This window comes from Bordetella genomosp. 9 (assembly GCF_002261425.1).
GTDB lineage: Bacteria > Pseudomonadota > Gammaproteobacteria > Burkholderiales > Burkholderiaceae_B > Bordetella_C.
Genome location: NZ_NEVJ01000003.1, coordinates 2547834 through 2567232, shown reverse-complemented (window position 1 = coordinate 2567232; position 19399 = coordinate 2547834). Strand labels below are relative to the sequence as shown.

The following is a 19399-nucleotide window of genomic DNA, read 5'->3' as shown; positions in this document are numbered from 1 at the left end:
TCCTGGTGTGGCGGCCGCGCGGCGCTACTCGGCGTAGCGGCCGAAGCGGAACGGCCGCAGATCGACGGCGGGCTGCGTGCCCTGCATCAGCTGCGCCATGGCTTCGCCGACCGCCGGACCGATGCCGAAGCCGTGCCCGGAAAACCCGGACGCCAGGTACAGGCCCGGCAGCCCAGGGACGGCATCCATCACCGGCATCGCATCGGGCGTCACGTCGATGTAGCCGGCCCAGGACTGCGCGATCCTTGCCTGCCTGAAAATGGGAAAGGCGTCGGACAGCCGCTGCCAGGCCTGCCGCACGCCGGCGCGCGAAGGCAGCGGATCCAGCACGCGATGGCGTTCGAATGGCGACACGCGGTCCGCCGTGAAGTGCCGCGGCGTCGCCAGCTCTTCGAAGAAGCGCTTGCCGAAACGCAGCCGCACGAAGGTGTTGTTGGCCAGCCAGGGGCGGATGAAATGCCGCATCAGCCGGAAGCTGTCCGGCACCAGGTCCGCCATGGAGGCGCCGAACTGCGACACCGTATAGCCGCCGTCGGCGCGCTTGCGGCAGGTGAAATCCTTGCCGTTGATGGCGGTGGTCAGGCCGGCATCGAAGGGCTGCGTGCGCAACACCGACCCGCGCACCTTGAGCTGCGGAAAATCCGCGCCCAGGTTGCCGCAGAACAGCCGCGACCACGCGCCCGCCGCCACCAGCACGGCCTGCGCGGCGACGCGGCCGTGTTCCGTGACGACCGCGGATACCCGTCCCGCGGTACGTTCGATGCCCCGCACGGCGCAGTGTTCGCGGATGATGGCGCCGTCCTCACGCGCGAGCGTGGCGATGCCCTGGACCGCGATCCGCGGTTCGGCCACGCCATCGGTGGCGCTGTACATGGCGCCGGTCCAGGTGCGGCCGGATTCCGGCAGGTGATAGAGCGTCGCGCGCCGGTCCAGCTGGATGGCGTCGACGCCGTAGGTGCTGGCCCTGGCCATCCAGGCCTCATGCGCGGCGGCGTCGGCCTCGGTTTCCTGCAGGTAAAGCATGCCGGTGCGCCGGAAACCCACGTCGATGCGGGTCTGGATGTCGCCCCACAACTGGTTGGCGCGTATCGCCAGCGGGACTTCGGGCAGGTCGCGGTTCAGCGTGCGCACCCAGCCCCAGTTGCGCGAGGACTGCTCGCAGGCCAGCGCGGCTTTCTCGAACAGGGCGACCCGCATGCCCGCGCGGGCCAGCGCATAGGCCGTACCGACGCCGATCACGCCGCCGCCGATGATGGCGACGTCGACGGAGCCGGGCAGCGGGGAAGACTGTCCGGCCTGCTTTTCTTCTGAATCCAACGGTGGCCTCGGTGCTTATTGATGCTCGCTGATGCTCGCGTTTCAACTATCGCTATGCGATAATTAAATCCGTATGGCGATAGTTATACCGCGCGGATGTCCCGCCCAACAACGTAAGGGTTTCCCTAGCCCGCCCCAGGAGCTGTCGTGGCCGAATCCTCTGCTCTGTTGATCCAATCCCTGGAAAAAGGCCTGGCCGTGCTGGAGTCCTTCCGGCCGCATGCCTCGCTGAGCCTGCAGGAAATTGCCAAGGAAAACGGCATCACCATGGGCTCGGCGCAACGCGTCGCGCATACGCTGGAGCAGACCGGCTATCTGACCCGCGATCCGCGCAGCAAGCGCTACAGCACGACGGTAAAGGCGGTGGGGCTGGGCTACAGCTATCTCTATCGCCAACCGCTGTTCCAGCACGCACATGCCGTCATGCACCAACTGAACCAGGAGTGCGGCGAGATCGTCAACCTGTCGGTGCCGGACGACCAGGACAACATGGTCTTCGTCATGCGCGTCGCGCCGGCCAAACATATTCCCGTCTATATGCCGGCCGGCACGCGGATTCCCTGCGTTGCCTCGGCCTCCGGCCGCGCGCTATGGGCCTACCTTCCGCCGGCGGAGCTGGACAGGAAGCTGCGCGCTGTGGCCCGTATCAAGCACACGCCCCGCACCACCACCGATCCGGCCGAACTGCGCGCACTGATAGACGAGGCGCGGCGCGATCATTACGCCTATGCAGATGAAGAGTTCTATTCCGGGGATGTGAACGTCGCCGCGACGATATTGGGCGACGCCGGCGAACCGGTAGCGGCGGTAAATATTTCGGTCCCCAAGCCGAGGTGGTCGCTGGAGCGAGCGCGGGCAGAGTTGGGACCGTTGGTGATGCGCGCGGCGCGGGCGATCGGGAAGCATAGGTAGGCGCGGTTGTGATGCGCCGTATCTTCAAAGGTCACCGTGCGAGACAGCGTGGCAACATAAGCGGACAGAACTGCTTCTTCCAAGCGGGCACCAGAAGCATTGTGTTGGAGACCTACACCCTAGTCATTGACGAGGGTGTAGTTCAAAAACTACAATTGGCATGCTCCGTATCAAGCAAACGGAAACGTTCAAGAAGTGGCAGTTGAATCTGCGGGATCGGCGCGCCAGCGCGTTGATTGCGGCCCGGCTGGACCGGTTGGCCTACGGTCTCATGGGCGACGTGAATCCGGTTGGCAATGGAATCAGCGAGCTGCGCATCCATTATGGTCCCGGCTATCGCATTTATTTCGAGCTGCGAGGTAGTACCGTCATTGTGTTGTTGTGCGGCGGTTCCAAAGGAACGCAGAGCCGCGACATCATCAAAGCAAAGAAATTGGCCAGTAAGTGGAGTGATCGACAATGAGCGAAAAGCTGACAGATTATGACCCAGCCGATCATTTGTCTTCGGACGAAGCTATCGCGATATTCATGTCCGAGGCTCTGTCTACGAACGATGCAGGGTATATCGCGCACGCGCTTGGTGTGGTGGCCCGCGCGAAAGGAATGACGCGGGTGGCAAAAGCGACCGGCCTCTCGCGCGAACAGCTCTATCGTTCTTTCAGCGAAGGAGGTAATCCTACGCTGAAGACAACACTTGCCTTATTGGGCGCGTTGGGACTGGACCTGGTTGCTAAAGTCCATGCGGCTTGATGCGGGCCTTACGGTGCTTATGGGGGTGCTTATGGGTTTGCAAACTATGGCCGCGAAGCCGCGCTATCTTTCAGAGCAGTCACATACCTCGCCCTGGGATGCCTTTTTCAAGCTACGAGACGCCCGCGTTGCGGGTGGTGTAGTACATCACGTACCGCGGGAGTTTGTAGACCATGGGATACCAGCGAGCTTGCGCCTCCAGAAACTATTCCCCTTGCCGATCAGCGTTACGCCCTGCGGTATGAGTCTGTCTTCGGGTGGATTGGGGTGGAGGAGCACTCGAAGCTGCCCATGCAGCTCGCCCCATCACGCCACCGCCTCCACAAACTTCTCCACGCTGATATTCCGTCCGCACAGGACTACCGCGACTTTCTTGCCACGCCATTCGTCCTTGCGCTGCATCAGCCCGGCCAGCGCCACGCCGGCGGCGCCTTCGACCATCCAGTGATCGGTTTCCGCGACGGCGCGCATCGCCTTGGCGATTTCCTGTTCGGAGACCGTGACCCGGTCGTCGATGACCTGTTGGCAGATGGGGAAGGTGATGGAGCCTTCTTCCACGGCGCCGGCGGTGGCGTCGGACAAGGTGGGTTGTTCCTCGACGTCGACGATGCGGCCGGCTTCCAGGGCGCGCAGCATGCAGGGGGAGTTTTCCGGCCAGACGCCGACCACGCGGGTTCGGGGCGACAGGTGCTTGATGGCGGTTCCCAGGCCGCTGACCAAGCCGCCGCCGCCCACGCATACGAATACCGCGTCCAGCACGTCGGCCCCAGCCTGTTCGGCGATTTCGACGCCGATGGTGCCTTGGCCCGCGATGATGTGGAAATCGTTGTAGGGCGAGATGTACGGAATGCCATGCTCGGCGCCGTAGCGGCGCGCCTGCCGTTCCGCTTCGATGGGCGGGGCGTCCACGATGACGAGCCGGGCGCCCAGCCTTTCGATGGCATCGAGCTTGCCGCGCACGGCCGAGGCCGGTACATACACCGTGACCGGTACGGCGGCCCGCGCCCCCGCCCATGCGGCCGCCATGCCATGATTGCCGGTTGACGCAGTGACCACACCGGTCTTGCGCGCGGCTTCGCCCAAAACGCTGATCTTGTTGGTAGCCCCGCGCACCTTGAAGGCCCCGATGGGCAGCAGGTGGTCGCACTTGAGCCGGACGTCGCAGTCCAGCGCGGCGGACAGGGCCCCGCTGCGTTCCAACGGGGAAAACGGCACGTGCGGGCGGATGGCGGCATGGGCGGCCATGATGGCGGCGGACAAGTCCTGCATGGAATGCTCCTGGGCAGCGCGATAGGCTATGGTGAAAGCAGATATTAGACGATAAAATCCAAATTGGAAAAAATGTCAGGAGACTGGATTGACGAAGACCACGGCGGCAAGAGCGGCAACAGCGGCAAGAGCGGCAACGGCAGCAACGGCAGCAACGGTAGCGTCGGCGGCAGGCGCGGCGCCACGCGGCAAGAGCCCACGGCGGGCGCCGGCCGGCCCCGCCGGTGCGTTGCGGCCCTACTACGTCGTCGCCGACGCGCTGGCCGCGCTGTTCAGTCCTTTCGTGGAAGCGGTCGTGCACGATATGCGCACGAACAGCGTGGCCTACGTCGCGCACCCGTTCTCGCCGCGCGCAGCCGGCGATCCTTCCGATCTGGATGAAGTGGATTTCGCGCCTGACGCATCGGTCATCGGTCCCTACGAGAAAATCAATTGGGACGGCCGTCGCATCAAGTCGGTGACCGCGGTGCTGCGCGATGAGCAGGATCGCGCGATAGGCCTGCTCTGCGTGAATGCCGACGTGACGGAATTCGATGCGGTGCGCCGCATGCTGGACGGCTTCCTGCGCGTGCCGGACCAGCGTCCGCGTCCGGACGACCTGTTCCGCAACGATTGGCACGAACGTCTCAATCGCTATGTGGCGGACTGGATCGCGGCGCGCAACACCACGGTGGCGCGGCTGGATCGGGAGCAGCGGCGTAGCCTGATCGAGGATCTGTATCGGACCGGCGCGTTCGAAGGCAAGCGGGCGCCGGCCTATGTGGCCGGCGTGCTCGGCATCAGTCGCGCGACGGTGTATGCCGAACTGGCGGCGCTCAAGGGCACGGCTGCTTAGGCGCCGTCGCCGTCACGCGCGCTGCAGGGCCGGCGTCTGCCCGGAACCCAGATCCCAATACAGGCCCGTCATCAGCCGCAGACCCTCACGCAGCAGCGCCGGCGGCAGGTGTTCGTTGGGCGCATGCTGCGCGCAGGAAGGATAGGAATGCGGAACCCAGATGGTGCGCAGCCCCAGCACGTCCGTAAAGATGTCGTTGGGTAGCGAGCCGCCCAGATTGGGCAGGATGGCGGGCTTTGTGCCGCCGGTCCTTTCGAGGGACTCGACGGTCCACCGCACCCAGGGATCGTCGGGATCCAGGCGCGTCGCCGTGAACATGCTCTCGCGCGTCAGGGTCAGTTGGACCATGGGAAAACCGTGGCGATCGAGATGCCGCCGCAGCGCGGGCAGCAGGTCGTCGGTGTCGACGCCGACGACGAAGCGCAACTGGCAGCGCGCCCAGGCGCGCGGCGGGATCGCGTTGACCGGCGTTTCCGGATTGCCAGTCTTGAAGGCCAGGACCTCGAAAGAGCACCAGCCATAGACCTGCTCGGCCGGCGTCAGGCCCGGTTCGCCCCAGTCCGGGTCGATGGCGGGGCCGTCCGCGCCGCCGTCCACGTCGCAGTCGGCCAGCACGCGCCGCACCGATGCGGGCAGTTCCTTGGGCACCCAGGCCGGAATGCGGATCTGGCCGGTAGGGGAGACGATGCAGGCGATGGCATGCGCCAGCTGGATGCCGGGATTGGAGAGCAGGCCGCCCCAGTTGCCGGAATGGTGCCCGCCTTCGCGGGCCTCGATAGTCATGTCGAAGTTCAGGCCGCCGCGCGCACCCAGGAAGACGGTCGGCCGTTCCGCGCGCAGCCGCGGGCCGTCCGATGCGATGAGCAGGTCGGCCGCGAGCAGTTCGCGGTGGTCTTCGCAAACCTGGCGCAGGCCGGGCGAGCCGTTTTCCTCGCCCATTTCCACCAGGAACTTGGCATTGAAGCCGAGCTTGCCCCGGGTGTCGAGCACGCTGCGCAGCGCTTCCATGTTGACCGTGTGCTGGCCCTTGTTGTCGGCGATGCCGCGGCCATACCAGCGGCCCTGCGATTCCGTCAGTTGCCAGGGCGACAGGCCTTCGCGCCATTCGGCATCCAGGCCCCGGATGACGTCGCCGTGCCCGTAGCCCAGCACCGTGGGGAGCGCGGGGTCCTCGATTCTTTCCGCATACAGGAAAGGCGCGCGCGCCTTGGGATGCGTCAGCGTGCGGCATTCGAAGCCCATGGCCTGGAAAGCGGGCCGCATTTCCGTATCGAGATAGGCGGCCAGGTCCGCGGCGCGATCCGGGTTCTGGCTTTCGGTGGGCATGGCGATACGGCGGGCCAGGCAGGCGCGGAATCCGCCGGATTGGAAGTAGTCGTCGGCGCGGGCGATCGCGGCGTCGCGGGTCATGGGGCGTCCTTTGGGCATGCGTGTGGCGCGCGCTTGCGCGTGCAATCGTGCAAGTCGTGCAGATCGTGGAGGCCGCACTATCGCGTGGCCGTCCGAATAGACAGACGTTTGTACCAGAGAGGGGCCACGCGCGCGATAGGCGTAAATCTCTATCGCCGCATGCGCGCCATCCACCGCATCCGCTTTCTTCAGGCGCCCGGAACCGGCGGCGCCGATCGCTTACGTAAGCGCTCCGTAGTGCGTGGCTGAAGGAGTCGGCATGTATTCCAATCAGATCCCATCCGGTGGGACATCGATCTTTCCAACGGCGCCCATGGGCGTGGGTGGCTCATTACAAACGGCTCAGGGTCGCGTGGCACGCGTGGACCTGCCGCCACGATGGTGCACGGCGGTGCTGCCATCCAGGCTGCTGGCAGGGATACCCTCCCAGATACGGCGCGCGGCCGGCATCGCCACGCCGCCGTCCACCGACGAGGCCACGCAGCAACCTTGTACGACGGGCGAGTTCCTGCAGATATTCCGCGCCGTCTATCCGGATACCAGGGCGGTGATCGGGCTGGTGCCCCACGAGCTGCGCATGGGCCGGTCGCGCTACCTGGACCTGAACGGCGTGGAGCGGGCGCCCGCCGGCAATATCTCCGAGACCGAAACCGTCTGGAATAGCTGTGTGGTGCTGGGGGACGCCAAACGCCGCGCCATGCCCGACGAGCAGGCCCTGTCGTCGTCTTTGTATTTCGATTCGATCCTGCTGCAGGCCGAGCCCGGGCCCAGCCAGGCGGCGGCCTTCCTGGCGCAGAAGCAGGTGGACCAGCAGACATTGACGACCCTGTTGTCGCAGCTCGATAAGTCGGCCACGTTCAAGGTGCTGCTACGCCGCGCCGTCGAGGAAAACGTACTGACCCTGTCCGGCCCGCGGCGCTGGCTGGTGGCGCTGGTGTCGCCCGGCGGACATCGTGACGGGATGGCGTTCTACGGCGGCGGCGGCGGGACAGGGACAACCGGCACCGCGTTCGGCGTCGATCGCGCCAATCAGTTGATCACGCTGCCGTTGCGCGACGACAGGCCGGTGGGGAATTTCCTGTATCTGTTCGCTGGCGGGCGCCTGCTACCGCTGGATCCGGTCTGTCATGCGATCAGGGCGCTGGTATCGGTCCTGACCGAAGCCGATCCGCAAAGCCCATCGGCCTGGATGGGCGTTGGCGGCCGCATCGATCCGCAGCGTATCGTCGACCTGGGCGCGGGCGAGCGCGGCGCGGTGGACTACCTGTCGCAACGCATACTCGCGGAACTGGGCCTGGAGTGCCGTTGGCTGTCGCCACTGCATTTCATCCCGGACACGACGGACGCCATCGCCACGGGAGCGCCGCTGGCATGGCGGCCGGGCGACGCGATGCGGCTGGCCTTGAACGCGCTCGGCGGCGTCGAGGCGCTGGATCAATACGTCGCGTGGCAGAACGTCTACCTGGAAGAACAATTTCCACTGGGTCGCTAGGTCCAGGCCCAGGTCCCAGATCCAGGCCACCAGGATGAATACGGAGCGATGCCGACGAGCAGACCTGCCTGCGTTACCGGCGCCAGGCCGGATCGCGTCGCGCCATCCGGTCCCCGGGGCCACGCCGCCCATGGGCTAGCATAGGCACTGCGCCGCCGCTCGGCGGCGTTCCGGTCCGGAGCCCACACAGCATGAACGCCACACCTCCCGCCGCGGCGGGCGATCCCGTCCCGCTCAGCGATGCCGCCATCGACGCCTTGCGTGCCCGCACGCCGGGCACGCGCACCACGGTGCACTTCAATCACGCGGGTTCGTCGCTGCCTTCGGTCGACACGCTGGAAGCCATGCGCGCGCAGATGTGGCGCGAGGCCGAGATGGGCCCGATCGAAGCCGGCGCGGCGGCCCGCGAGCAGGCCGAACAGGCGCGCATCCTGGGGGCGACGCTGCTGCATGCGCGACCCGCGGAAATCGCATTGACCACCGGCAATTCCGTGGGCTGGGGCAGCGCCTTCGCGGGGCTGGGGGATTGGAAACCCGGCGATCGCATACTGGTCGCGCGCCATGAGTGGGGCGGCAATATTGCCGCGATGCACGTGGCCGCCGTGCGCCACGGCGCGCGCATCGAAACCATTCCGTCCGACGATACCGGGATGGCGGACCCGCGCGCGCTGGAAACCATGATCGACGAACACGGCGGCGAACGCGTGCGCGCGATCTGCGTGACCTGGATGCCGGCCAACGGCGGCCTGATCAATCCCGCGGCCGCCATCGGCGCGGTGGCGCGCCGCCACGGCATTCCGTATTTCGTGGATGCCGCGCAGGTCCTGGGGCAACTACCCGTGGACGTGAATGAAGTCGGCTGCGACGTCCTGACCGGCGTCGGCCGCAAGGCGCTGCGCGGCCCGCGCGAAACGGGGCTGCTGTATATCCGCCAGGACTTCCTGCCGCGGCTGAGCGCCACGCTGGCCGACACGCACACCGCGCCGCTGGACGACGATGGCGTGCCCGTGATGCGAACGGACGCGGCGCGTTTCGAGCCTTCCGAACGATCCTACGTACTGCGCTGCGGGCTCGCCAACGCCCTGCGCGAAGCGCTGGATATCGGCATCCACAACATAAGGGCACGTGTGGACCGCAATGCGCGAGCCCTGCGTGGGCTGCTGGCGGACATCCCTGGCGTCGACGTGCTCGACCAGGGCCTGGACCCGCACCGCTCGGGCCTGGTGTCGTTCGCCGTGGCGGGACGCGATGTCGCCGCCGTGATGCGCGAGCTGGCCGGGCAGGGCATTTCCATCAGCGGCAATGGTCCGGCCTATACGCCGCTGGATATGCGGGCGCGCGGCCTGGCCGAGATCGCCCGTGCGTCGGTGAGCTACCTGACCACCGATGACGAAATGGACCGGTTGGCCGAAGCCCTGCGCGCATTGGCGCGGACGGCTTGACCCGGCAGGCTCAGGCTGCGGGGTCCGTCTCGAGGGGCCGCAGCCGGGCCTGGTCGCGAAAGGCCGTGGGACTGGTCCCCGTCCAGCGCTTGAAGGCCCGCTGCAAGGTGCGGGCGTCGCTGAATCCGCATTCCAGCGCGATTTGCTGGACGCTGCGCGTGGAGTGCGCGACCAGCGCCAGGGCGCGCGCGCGGCGCTCCTGGCATAGCAGTTCGGCATAGCTGCTGCCCCGTTCGGCCAGTCGGCGGCGCAGCGTGCGTTCGCTGATGTGCAGCGATGCGGCGATCGTGTTCAGCGGCGGCGGCGCCGCCAGGTCGCGCCGGATGGCCTGCACCACGCAGGCCTGCATCACGCAGACGCCGGACGGCGTGGCGGCGCGTGCCAGTTCGTGCCGTACCTGGCGCAGTACCACCGCGTCGGCGCTGCGCACGGCATAGGGCTCGACGGGAAAATAGATGCGGTTTTCGGCGCTGCCGAACCGGACCGGGCAACGAAAGACCCGTTCATAGACCGCGCCATAGGACGGCCGCTCCATCACCAGATCCACCCGGTTGGGGTTGAAGTGCGTGCCCACGACCTGGCGGCCGAGTTGCGTCAGCGACGCCAGGGCCTTGTCCACCAGGAAGATGGCCACGTCGCGATCGGCGACGGGCGCGCGCGCCACCAGCCGGAAAGCCTGGCCGGTTTCTTCGCCATGCAGGCTGGGCAGGCAGCCGGCGTGGTGCTGATGCTCGATGGCAAAGTCCAGCAACTGGCGCGAGGACGCGCAGGCCATCAGGCCCAGCGTGACCAGCCCCCAGGAAACGATGTTGACCCCGGCGCCCATTTCCAGTCCCAGCGCGGGATCGCCCAGCACGGGCAGGGCTCGCCGTATCAACTGCGTCGCCTGCCTGCCGGACACGAAAAACCCGTCCTGCTCCAGGTCGTCCGGCCCGAAGCCCAGGCCGTCGCACAGCGGGCGCGGATCCCTGCCGCGCCGTGCCACTTCGTTCAATAGCTGCCGCAGGGTGACGGGGCGGATGGTGGGCACGGCCGGGTGCGCCACCATCCCCGCCGTCATTCCTGCGGCGGGCGGGAGCAGGGCGGGAAGGCCGGGGCCGGGAGGCTGGCCCGGTGGGGGTTCAGTGCTACTGAGCATCGTCATCGCCAGGGAATTGCGGCTGTAAACCACCAGCCGCGTATCAGTACGCCACTGAAGCTGCGCTCGATAAGCGCGCCGTTCAATTGTTAACACATTTGAACAAAAAGACAATGTTGGCCGGCGGAGTGCCCTAATCTGGCCGGCCGTGCCCTTAGGCTTGCGCCCGCGCTGCCGTTGTTCCTGTACAACCGCCAACCCCGGCGGACCTTCCGACGGACGCCTGCTACATGAATATCGCCGGATTCTCCTGGTCCTCCGCCGCCGCGCCGGTGTTGGGCATTGCGGGCGGCGCCGCCACCGCCTGGGCGGGCGCCTGGGCCACCCAGCCCCTGGCCGCGGCCGGCGCGCTGGTCGTGGCCGGCTTGCTGGCGGGCTACGCGGCCCGGCGCGGCGCCGGCAGCCAGGACCTGGACGTGGACGCCCACGTGCAAAACCTGGCGTCCTTCTGCGGCGACCTGGCGCCGGTGTGGTCGCGCCAGATCGAGTCGTCGCGCACCCAGATGGAAACCGCGGTCACCGCCCTGAGCATGCGCTTCGGTGAAATCTCCACGCGGCTGGACCAGACCCTGAAGCTGTCCACGCGCGACAGCAGCGGCCATGGCGATTCGGCCGCCGGCGTGTCGGCGCGCAGCGCCGAGCAGTTGCACACCGTGGTGGACCAGTTGAGCGCGAGCATGAAGACCAAGGTCGAGCTGCTGGGCAAGGTCCAGGGCCTGAAGGGCTTCGTCGACGAGCTGCAGGGCATGGTGCAGGCCATCGGCCAGATCACGCAGCAGACCAACCTGCTGGCCATCAACGCCACCATCGAAGCCGCCCATGCCGGCAGCCTGGGCCGGGGCTTCGCCACGGTGGCGCAGGAGGTGCGCGCCCTGTCCAAGCAGTCGGGCGAGACCGGCGCGCGCATCGCCGAGAAAATTGCCTTCATCGGCGACGCCATTGTCGCCACCTGCGCGGCCGCGGAAGAGTCCACCCGCAGCGAGCAGGCCGCCATCGCCGCGTCCGAAGGGACCATACAGGAAGTCCTGGAGCGGTTCCGCTCCTTCGCCGACGGCCTGGGCCGGACGACCGACCTGCTGCGCGAGGAAAGCCAGGGCATCCAGGAAGAGGTCAGCCAGGCGCTGGTGCAGCTGCAATTCCAGGATCGCGTCGGCCAGGTGATGTCGCACGTCGGCGCCAACATCGAGCGGCTGCCCGCCGTCATGCAGGACTATGGCGAGGCCTGCGCGGCCGCCGGCGAACTGCGGCCGCTGGACGCGGCGCCGCTGCTGTCCGAGCTGGAGCGCACCTACGCCATGGCCGACGAGCGCGACATACACCAGGGCGCCGCCCCGTCGCCGGCCGCAAGGACGGCCCAGTCCGCCCCGGCGGCGGCATCGACGGACATCACCTTTTTCTGAATCCCGGGCCCGTTGCCCTCAGCCATACAACCAGGAGCCCCGCCATGGCCAAGACCATCCTCATCGTCGACGACTCCGCCTCGGTGCGGCAGGTGGTCGGCATCGCGCTGCGCGGCGCGGGCTACGACGTGATCGAGGGACGCGACGGCCAGGATGCCCTGTCCAAGCTGACGGGCCAGAAAGTGCACCTGATCATCAGCGACGTGAACATGCCGCAGATGGATGGCATCACCTTCCTGAAAGAGGTCAAGCAACTGCCCGCGTATCGCTTCACGCCGGTGATCATGCTCACCACGGAAAGCCAGGAAGCCAAGAAGCGCGAAGGCCAGCTGGCCGGCGCCAAGGCCTGGGTGGTCAAGCCTTTCCAACCCGCGCAGCTGCTGGGCGCCGTCGAGAAACTGATCCTGCCCTGACCGGCGGACATCGAGCCTGCTGGAGACCCGCCGTGCCCAACGTCCACCTGCGCCTTGAAGGCGAACTCACCATCTACACCGCGCAGGATGTGCGGCAGCGCCTGCTGCAGGCGCTGTCGGCGGATGACGCTCCCGCCGCGCTGCGGCTGGACCTGCGCGACGTGACGGAAGCCGACACGGCCGGCCTGCAATTGCTACTGGCAGCGCGCGCGTATGCGCGGGCTCGCGGCCGGGAAGTGCGCCTGGCCGGCATGGCGCCCAGCGTCGAGTCCGCCATCCAGCTGCTGGGCCTGGAAGACGCGTTCGCGGATGCGCGCGACGATCTGGCGCCCGATGGCATCTGCGCCGACCTGTACGCCGCCGCGCGCGCCGGCGCCACGGCATCGCCCGCCTGACGGCCCGGAGCATCACCATGGACATGGAACAGGCACTGCAAACCTTCATCACCGAGAGCCGCGAGCTCTTGGGCGAGATGGAGTCCGCGCTATTGGTCGTCGCGGACGTCGACGATCCCTGCGATGCCATCAACGCGATCTTTCGCGCGGCGCACACCATCAAGGGCTCGGCCGGCCTGTTCGGCATCGACGACATCGTCGCCTTCACCCACCAGGTCGAGAGCGTCCTGGACCGGGTGCGGGAAGGCGGCATCGCGATCGATGGCGACCTGGTGGCGCTGATGCTGGCCTGCGGCGACCATATCGGCAGCCTGGTGGAGCGGGTCGCGGACCACCGCCAGGAAGCGGATCCGGACCTGCAAAGCGAAGCAGCGGCCCTGCTGCCGCGGCTGGCGGCCTATCTGGAAGCCGGGGCGGCAGCCGGGGCGGCCGCCTGCCCGCCCTGCGCGGACGACGGCGCGATGATGGCCGAGGGCCTGGACGGCGTATCGGCGGGCATTGCGGTGGATCCATTGGTCGACGATGCGGCCGGCGTCGGCGACCACTGGCATATCTCCCTGCGCTTCCACGAAGGCGTGCTGCGCAATGGCATGGACCCGTTGTCCTTCGTGCGCTACCTGCACAAGCTGGGCCGCGTCACCGGCGTGGCCTGCCAGACGGGACGTTTGCCGACGCTGGAAGCCATGGACCCGGAAGCCTGCTACCTGGGGCTGGAGATCGGCCTGGACAGCCCGGCCGACAAGGCCACCATCGAAAGCACGTTCGAGTTCGTACTGGACGATTGCGACATCCGCATCATTCCGCCGCGCAGCCGCATGGCGGACTACATGCTGATGATCGAGGAGCTCGGCGAAGAGCCCGTCATGCTGGGCGAAATGCTGGTGCGTTGCGGCACCCTGACGCCGCGCGAACTCGACGAGGCCTTGCACGCGCAGCGCAGCGGCACGGCCGACGGGCCGCTGGGCGAAATCCTGGTGCGCCAGCAGACGGTGGCGGAACCGGTAGTCGATCGCGCGTTGGCCAAGCAACGCCAGGCCAAGGACAGCAAGTCGCAGGAAAGCCGCTCGATGCGCATCGACGCGGAGAAGCTGGATCACCTGATCGGGCTGGTGGGGGAATTGATCACCGCGTCGTCCGGGGCCGGCGTGGCGGCGGCCCGAGCCGGCAATGCCGAGCTCCAGGCCTGCAATGCCCAGGTGGCCGCCCTGGTCGAGGCCGTGCGCGATAGCACGCTGCAACTGCGCATGGTGAAGATAGGCGCCACCTTCAACCGCTTCCGGCGCGTGGTGCACGACGTCTCGCGCAGCCTGGGCAAGCAAATCGAACTGGTGGTGCGCGGCGAGGACACCGAACTGGACAAGACGGTGGTCGAGCGCATCGGCGATCCGCTCACCCACCTGGTGCGCAACGCCATGGATCACGGCATCGAGTCGCCGCAGGCGCGCGCGGCGGCGGGCAAGCCCGCGCACGGTACCATCACGTTGGACGCCCGCCACGAATCCGGCCACATCGTGATCCAGGTCGGCGACGACGGCGCCGGCCTGAACCGCGAACGCATTATCGCCAAGGCCATCGAACGCGGCCTGATCGAAGACGGCCGCGGCATGCGCGACGAAGACGTCTACAGGCTGATCTTCGAGCCGGGGTTCTCCACGGCGCCGGCCGTCACCGACCTGTCCGGGCGCGGCGTCGGCATGGACGTGGTCAAGCGCAACATCGAGGCCCTGCGCGGCAGCGTCGAAGTCACCAGCCGCGCCGGGCAGGGCAGCACGGTCGCGGTGCGGTTGCCGCTGACGCTTGCCATCATCGATGGATTCCAGGTGGCGGTGGGGCGCTCGCTCTTCGTGCTGCCGCTCGATATGGTGGACGAGTGCATCGCCTATACGCCGGTGCAGGGCCGCGACTACACCGACCTGCGAGGCCAGGTGCTGCCTTTCATCCGCCTGCGCCGCATGTTCGACCTGCCGGGGCAGCCCACTGCGCGAGAGAACATCGTCGTGGTCCGCCACGGCGGCGACCGCATCGGGCTGGTGGTGGACACCCTGCTGGGCGAGACGCAGGCGGTGATCAAGCCTTTGTCGCGCCTGTTCGCGCAGGCGCGCGGCATCAGCGGCTCCAGCATCCTGGGCAGCGGCGAAGTCGCATTGATCCTGGACGTCCCGGCCCTGATGGCCGAGGCGCGCAATTCCGCAACCGCGGGCCATGCCCGCATGTCCGCTTGACGTGGCACCCGCGCGGCCAGGTCGGCCGCCACGCAGTTCATTTTGGAGATAGGCATGTTCGGGAATATGAAGGTGGCCACGCGGTTGGCATGGGGGTTCGGCATCGTGATCGTGCTGCTGGCCGCGATATCGGTGTTGAGCATCACGCGGCTGGAGAAGATCAACGAGTCGCTGACCGACGTGACCATGAACCGCTATCCCAAGACGGCGCTGCTGAACGAGGTGTTGCAGAAGTCGCTGGATGACGGCCGGCAGCTGCGCGGCCTGCTGCTGGCTGCCGACGAGGCCGAAGCGACCCGCCTGCGCAAGCGCCTGGCCGACAACGCCGCCGCGCGCGGACAGGCAATGGGCAAGCTGGACAAGACCATCAGCGGCGAAACGCCCCGCGCACTGCTGAAGAAGGTCGAGGACAACCGCGCCGCGCTGGAGCAGCGCATCGACGGATTCTTCGCGCTGGCGTCGGCGGCCGATAAGTCGAATGCGGTCGCCTACCTGCGCAGCGATATCCTGCCGGCCAATACCGCACTGGAAGTCGCGGTGCGCGATCTGTTGAACTACGAGGTGCAGCAGATGGACGCGGCGAATGCCGCCGGGAACGAGATGTACGACCAGACGCGCACGCTGGTGATCGCGCTGTCCGGCGGCGCGCTGGTGCTGGCGCTCCTGATCGGCCTGCTGATCACCCGCGGCTTGCTGAAGCTGCTGGGCGGCGAGCCCGCCTATGCGGCGCACATCTTGCAACAGGTCGCCGGCGGCGACCTGTCGGTGGAGGTGAAAACGCGCAAGGGCGACACCACCAGCATGATGGCCAACGTCGGCAACATGGTCACGCGCCTGTCGCAGGTGGTGTCGGAAGTGAACAGCAGCGCGGAAGCGCTGGCCGGCGCGTCCGAGGAAGTCAGCGCCACCGCGCAATCGCTCAGCCAGGCTTCCAGCGAGCAGGCCGCCGGCGTGGAGGAAACCAGCGCTTCCATCGAACAGATGACGGCATCCATCGCGCAGAACACCGAGAACGCCAAGGTTACCGACAGCATGGCGACCAAGGCCTCCACGGAAGCGGCCGAAGGCGGCGAGGCCGTGACGTCGACGGTGGCGGCAATGAAGCAGATCGCGCAGAAGATCGGCATCATCGACGACATTGCCTACCAGACCAACCTGCTGGCGCTGAACGCCGCCATCGAAGCGGCCCGTGCCGGCGAGCATGGCAAGGGCTTCGCCGTGGTGGCTGCCGAAGTACGCAAGCTGGCCGAACGCAGCCAGGTCGCCGCGCAGGAGATCGGCGACGTGGCCGGCTCCAGCGTGGACCTGGCCGAACGCGCCGGCCGCCTGCTGGAGCAGATGGTCCCCAACATACGCAAGACCTCCGACCTGGTGCAGGAAATCACGGCCGCGTCGGAAGAACAATCGTCCGGCGTGGGCCAGATCAACGCGGCCGTCTCTCAGTTGAGCCAGACCACCCAGCAGAACGCTTCCAGCTCGGAAGAGCTGGCCGCCACCGCGGAAGAAATGAGCGCGCAGGCCGAACAGCTGCAAGCGGCGATGAGCTTCTTCAAGCTGTCCGACAGCGCGGCCCGCGCCGCCGGCACCGCCGCGGCGGCGCGCAAGCGTCCCCTGGCGGCGCGCCGGTCCACCGCCGCGCTGGGCAGGGACGTCGAAGCGGAACCTGCGGGCAAGCTGGCCTATGCCGCGGCGGGCGCCGACGCGATCGACGAATCGCAATTCGTGCGTTATTGAGGGGCAGGGCGATGAGCGCGATGCCGCAACCCTACGGTGCGGGCGCCCAGGCGGGCGCCGAGCCGTCGCAGTACCTGACCTTCATGCTGGGCGGCGATACGTTCGCCATCGGCATCCTGGCCATCAAGGAAATCATCGAATACCACGACCTGACGCTGGTGCCGATGATGCCGGCGTGCATACGCGGCGTCATCAACCTGCGCGGCGCGGTGGTGCCGGTCATGGACCTGCAGGCCCGCTTCGGCCGCGAGCCGTCGGCGGTGACCAAGCGCACCTGCATCGTCATCGTCGAACTGGACACGGACGACGGCGGCCGCCACGTCGCGGGCGTCGTGGTGGACGGCGTGAACGAGGTGCTGGAAATCGCCCAGGCCGACATCGAACCGCCGCCCGCGTTCGGCGCGGGCCTGCGCAGCGATTTCATCGCCGGCGTCGGCAAGGTGCGCGGCCGTTTCGTCATCCTGCTGGCGGTCGGACCCGTCATGGCGTTGGATGGGCTGAACGCGGCTTCCGACGCCGTGCACCCGGCCGCCATGCCGGAAGGCGCGAGCGTGATATGAACGGGCAGGACCGGGCCAGGCAGATGGCGGTCGCGCCGCCCGGCGTGGTGTCGGTCCTGATCGTCGACGACAGCGCCGTGCATCGCATGCACATCGCTTCGCTGTGCCGCAAGCTCGGCATCGACGCCGTGCACGAGGCCGTGGGCGGCACGACGGCGCTCGCATTGCTGGAGCGGCTGTCGCCACGGCCGTCGGTGATGATCGTCGATATCGAAATGCCCGGCATGGATTGCATCGAGCTGCTGGAGCAGCTGTTGATCCGCGACGTCATCCCCGATCTGGTGATCGCCTCCGGCCGAGAGAGCGCGATGATCGATTCCGTGGTGTCGGTGGCCGCCGGCATGGGCTTCCAGGTATTGGCCGGCCTGGAGAAGCCCTTGACGCTGGCCGGACTGTCCGACGCGCTGGACATGCGCGGCGTGCGCACGCCGGGCGGGCTGGCCGCGGCGGGCGGCGTGGCGGCGAACGCGCCTGACAGCGCCGCGCATATTCCCCCGAGCATGCTGGAAGCGGCGCTGCGCGATGGCCAGATCCGTGTGCACTATCAGCCCAAGGCCGACATCCGCACCGGACTCATACGCGGTGTGGAAGCCCTGGCGCGCTGGACGCATCCCGAGCTGGGCGACATTGCGCCGGGCCGGTTCGTGCCGCTGGCCGAGCGCTACGGCCTGATCCATCCCTTGACCTTCATCGTGATGGAGCAGGCGTTGGCCCAGGTGTCGCGCTGGAGCCGGCGCGGGCTGCGGCTCTCCCTGGCGGTGAACCTGTCGCCATTGCTGCTGGACTGGCCGGGCCTGGCCAACGGCATCCTGGAAGTGGTGGAGCGCTTCCAGGTTCCGCCCGGGCAACTGGTGTTCGAGATCACGGAAAGCTCGCTGGTCGAGGCCGACAGCGCCGCGCGCGGATTGCTGGCGCGGCTGCGCCTGCGCGGCTTCGGCCTGTCCATCGACGACTACGGCACCGGCTTTTCGTCCATGCAGCAGTTGACGCGCGTGCCGTTCACCGAGCTGAAGATAGACCGCAGCTTCGTGCACGGCGCCAACGGTCGCAAGCAGTTGCGCACCATCCTGGGCGCGGCCATCGATATGGCATCGGAGATGGGCATGACCACGACCGCCGAAGGCATCGAAACGCTGGAAGACTGGCGGCTGGTGCAGCGGCTGGGATGCGCGCTGGGCCAGGGGTATTTCATTGCCCGCGCCATGCCGGGCGAAGCCATCCCATCCTGGTTGCGTACGCATCGCGCGCGGCTGCCGCTGCTGCGCACCCCCACCGAAGTTTCCAGCGAAGACTGAACACTCGACCGCCCATCGCCATGCAGCCGATCAACGACAGGGAGTTCGCCCAGTTCCAGCGCTTCATCTACGAAGCGGCGGGCATCACGCTGGCGCCGGCCAAGAAGGCGCTGGTGTCTGGACGGTTGTCGAAGCGCGTGCATGCGCGCGGCGTGGACAGCTACGGCGATTATTTCGCGCTGCTGCAAGGCGCGGCCGGCGCGGCGGAAATGCAGATCGCGATCGATCTGCTGACGACCAACGAAACCTATTTCTTTCGCGAACCGCGGCATTTCGACATGCTGCGCCGCCTGGCCACCGGCGCGTCCCAACCGTTTCGCGTGTGGAGCGCCGCCAGCTCGACGGGTGAGGAAGCCTATACCGCGGCGATGGTATTGCGCGATTGCCTGGCCGACAGGAGGTCTTTCGAAATCGTGGGCACCGACATCAGTACCCGGGTGCTGGAGCGTGCGCGCACGGGGCACTACTCCGAACAGCGGGCGCTCCAGATGCCGGACGACTACCGCAAGCGCTTCTGCCTGAAAGGCACCGGCCAGCATGCCGGCACCTTGCTGGTCGACCGCGCGGTACGCGCCCATGTGCGCTTCCTGCATGCGAACCTGAACGCGCCGCTGCCTGACCTGGGACGCTTCGACGTGATTTTCCTGCGCAACGTCATGATTTATTTCAACGGCGATACCAAGCGGCAGGTGGTCGACCGCGTGCTGGGCCTGCTCAAGTCCGGCGGTCACCTGTTCATCGGCCATTCGGAAAGCCTGCACGGCGTGACCGATGCGGTGCGCAGCGTGATGCCGTCCGTTTACCGCAAGCCATGA

Annotated in this window: 18 protein-coding genes; 14 read left to right on the top strand and 4 right to left on the bottom strand. The window is 67.4% G+C overall.

Going from position 1 to position 19399, the window contains the following annotated elements; genetic code table 11:
• Positions 1-24: 24 nt before the first annotated feature.
• Positions 25-1317, bottom strand: a complete 1293-nt coding sequence (locus CAL26_RS22625) for an NAD(P)/FAD-dependent oxidoreductase (protein ID WP_094848947.1) — start codon at positions 1315-1317, stop codon at positions 25-27.
• 147 nt (positions 1318-1464) lie between these two features.
• Between CAL26_RS22625 and CAL26_RS22620 the strand changes: the two genes are divergently transcribed.
• From CAL26_RS22620 to CAL26_RS22610, 3 genes are all read left to right on the top strand, one after another.
• Positions 1465-2229: an IclR family transcriptional regulator gene (locus CAL26_RS22620; RefSeq protein WP_256988565.1), complete on the top strand. Its 765-nt coding sequence runs from the start codon at positions 1465-1467 to the stop codon at positions 2227-2229.
• A gap of 160 nt (positions 2230-2389) precedes the next feature.
• Entirely contained in the window at positions 2390-2692 is a 303-nt protein-coding gene (locus CAL26_RS22615) for a type II toxin-antitoxin system RelE/ParE family toxin (RefSeq protein WP_094848945.1), read from the top strand.
• Entirely contained in the window at positions 2689-2979 is a 291-nt protein-coding gene (locus tag CAL26_RS22610; protein WP_094848944.1) for an addiction module antidote protein, read from the top strand. Before CAL26_RS22615 ends, CAL26_RS22610 begins: the two co-directional genes overlap by 4 nt.
• 306 nt (positions 2980-3285) lie before the next feature.
• Here the strand turns inward: CAL26_RS22610 and CAL26_RS22605 are convergent, their stop codons facing one another.
• Positions 3286-4248, bottom strand: a complete 963-nt coding sequence (locus tag CAL26_RS22605; protein ID WP_094848943.1) for a threonine/serine dehydratase — start codon at positions 4246-4248, stop codon at positions 3286-3288.
• 88 nt (positions 4249-4336) lie between these two features.
• On the opposite strand from CAL26_RS22605, the gene CAL26_RS22600 reads away from it, so the two are divergent.
• On the top strand, positions 4337-5083 hold the full coding sequence (locus CAL26_RS22600; RefSeq protein WP_094848942.1) for a helix-turn-helix transcriptional regulator: 747 nt from the start codon (positions 4337-4339) through the stop codon (positions 5081-5083).
• A 12-nt stretch (positions 5084-5095) separates the two neighbouring features.
• Here the strand turns inward: CAL26_RS22600 and CAL26_RS22595 are convergent, their stop codons facing one another.
• Complete coding sequence (locus CAL26_RS22595; protein WP_094850028.1) at positions 5096-6493, bottom strand: M20 family metallopeptidase; 1398 nt, start codon at positions 6491-6493, stop codon at positions 5096-5098.
• Positions 6494-6752: 259 nt separating this feature from the next.
• Between CAL26_RS22595 and CAL26_RS22590 the strand changes: the two genes are divergently transcribed.
• Together CAL26_RS22590 and CAL26_RS22585 are read left to right on the top strand one after the other, a co-directional pair.
• Entirely contained in the window at positions 6753-7985 is a 1233-nt protein-coding gene (locus CAL26_RS22590; RefSeq protein WP_143277482.1) for a hypothetical protein, read from the top strand.
• A gap of 191 nt (positions 7986-8176) precedes the next feature.
• On the top strand, positions 8177-9427 hold the full coding sequence (locus CAL26_RS22585) for an aminotransferase class V-fold PLP-dependent enzyme (protein ID WP_094848940.1): 1251 nt from the start codon (positions 8177-8179) through the stop codon (positions 9425-9427).
• A gap of 10 nt (positions 9428-9437) precedes the next feature.
• Here the strand turns inward: CAL26_RS22585 and CAL26_RS22580 are convergent, their stop codons facing one another.
• Positions 9438-10565, bottom strand: coding sequence for an AraC family transcriptional regulator (locus CAL26_RS22580; protein ID WP_179283453.1), 1128 nt, complete (start codon positions 10563-10565; stop codon positions 9438-9440).
• A gap of 230 nt (positions 10566-10795) precedes the next feature.
• Here CAL26_RS22580 and CAL26_RS22575 point away from each other — a divergent pair, with 230 nt between their 5' ends.
• From CAL26_RS22575 to CAL26_RS22540, 8 genes are read left to right on the top strand one after another with little or no spacing between them, the layout of a single operon-like run.
• Entirely contained in the window at positions 10796-11965 is a 1170-nt protein-coding gene (locus CAL26_RS22575) for a methyl-accepting chemotaxis protein (protein WP_094848938.1), read from the top strand.
• A 44-nt stretch (positions 11966-12009) separates the two neighbouring features.
• Entirely contained in the window at positions 12010-12378 is a 369-nt protein-coding gene (locus tag CAL26_RS22570; RefSeq protein WP_086066854.1) for a response regulator, read from the top strand.
• A 32-nt stretch (positions 12379-12410) separates the two neighbouring features.
• Positions 12411-12773 carry an STAS domain-containing protein gene (locus tag CAL26_RS22565; protein WP_179283452.1) on the top strand — a complete coding sequence of 121 codons (363 nt, stop codon included), beginning with the start codon at positions 12411-12413 and terminating at the stop codon, positions 12771-12773.
• A gap of 17 nt (positions 12774-12790) precedes the next feature.
• On the top strand, positions 12791-14995 hold the full coding sequence (locus CAL26_RS22560) for a chemotaxis protein CheA (protein WP_094848937.1): 2205 nt from the start codon (positions 12791-12793) through the stop codon (positions 14993-14995).
• Positions 14996-15049: 54 nt separating this feature from the next.
• On the top strand, positions 15050-16729 hold the full coding sequence (locus CAL26_RS22555; protein ID WP_218831573.1) for a methyl-accepting chemotaxis protein: 1680 nt from the start codon (positions 15050-15052) through the stop codon (positions 16727-16729).
• An 11-nt stretch (positions 16730-16740) separates the two neighbouring features.
• The gene (locus CAL26_RS22550; RefSeq protein WP_218831572.1) at positions 16741-17289 is read left to right on the top strand and encodes a chemotaxis protein CheW; all 549 of its coding nucleotides are present in this window, start codon (positions 16741-16743) and stop codon (positions 17287-17289) included.
• Positions 17286-18584 (top strand): EAL domain-containing response regulator, encoded by a 1299-nt coding sequence (locus CAL26_RS22545; RefSeq protein ID WP_256988564.1) that lies wholly within the window; start codon positions 17286-17288, stop codon positions 18582-18584. Before CAL26_RS22550 ends, CAL26_RS22545 begins: the two co-directional genes overlap by 4 nt.
• Before the next feature lie 20 nt (positions 18585-18604).
• Positions 18605-19399: a CheR family methyltransferase gene (locus CAL26_RS22540; RefSeq protein WP_094848936.1), complete on the top strand. Its 795-nt coding sequence runs from the start codon at positions 18605-18607 to the stop codon at positions 19397-19399.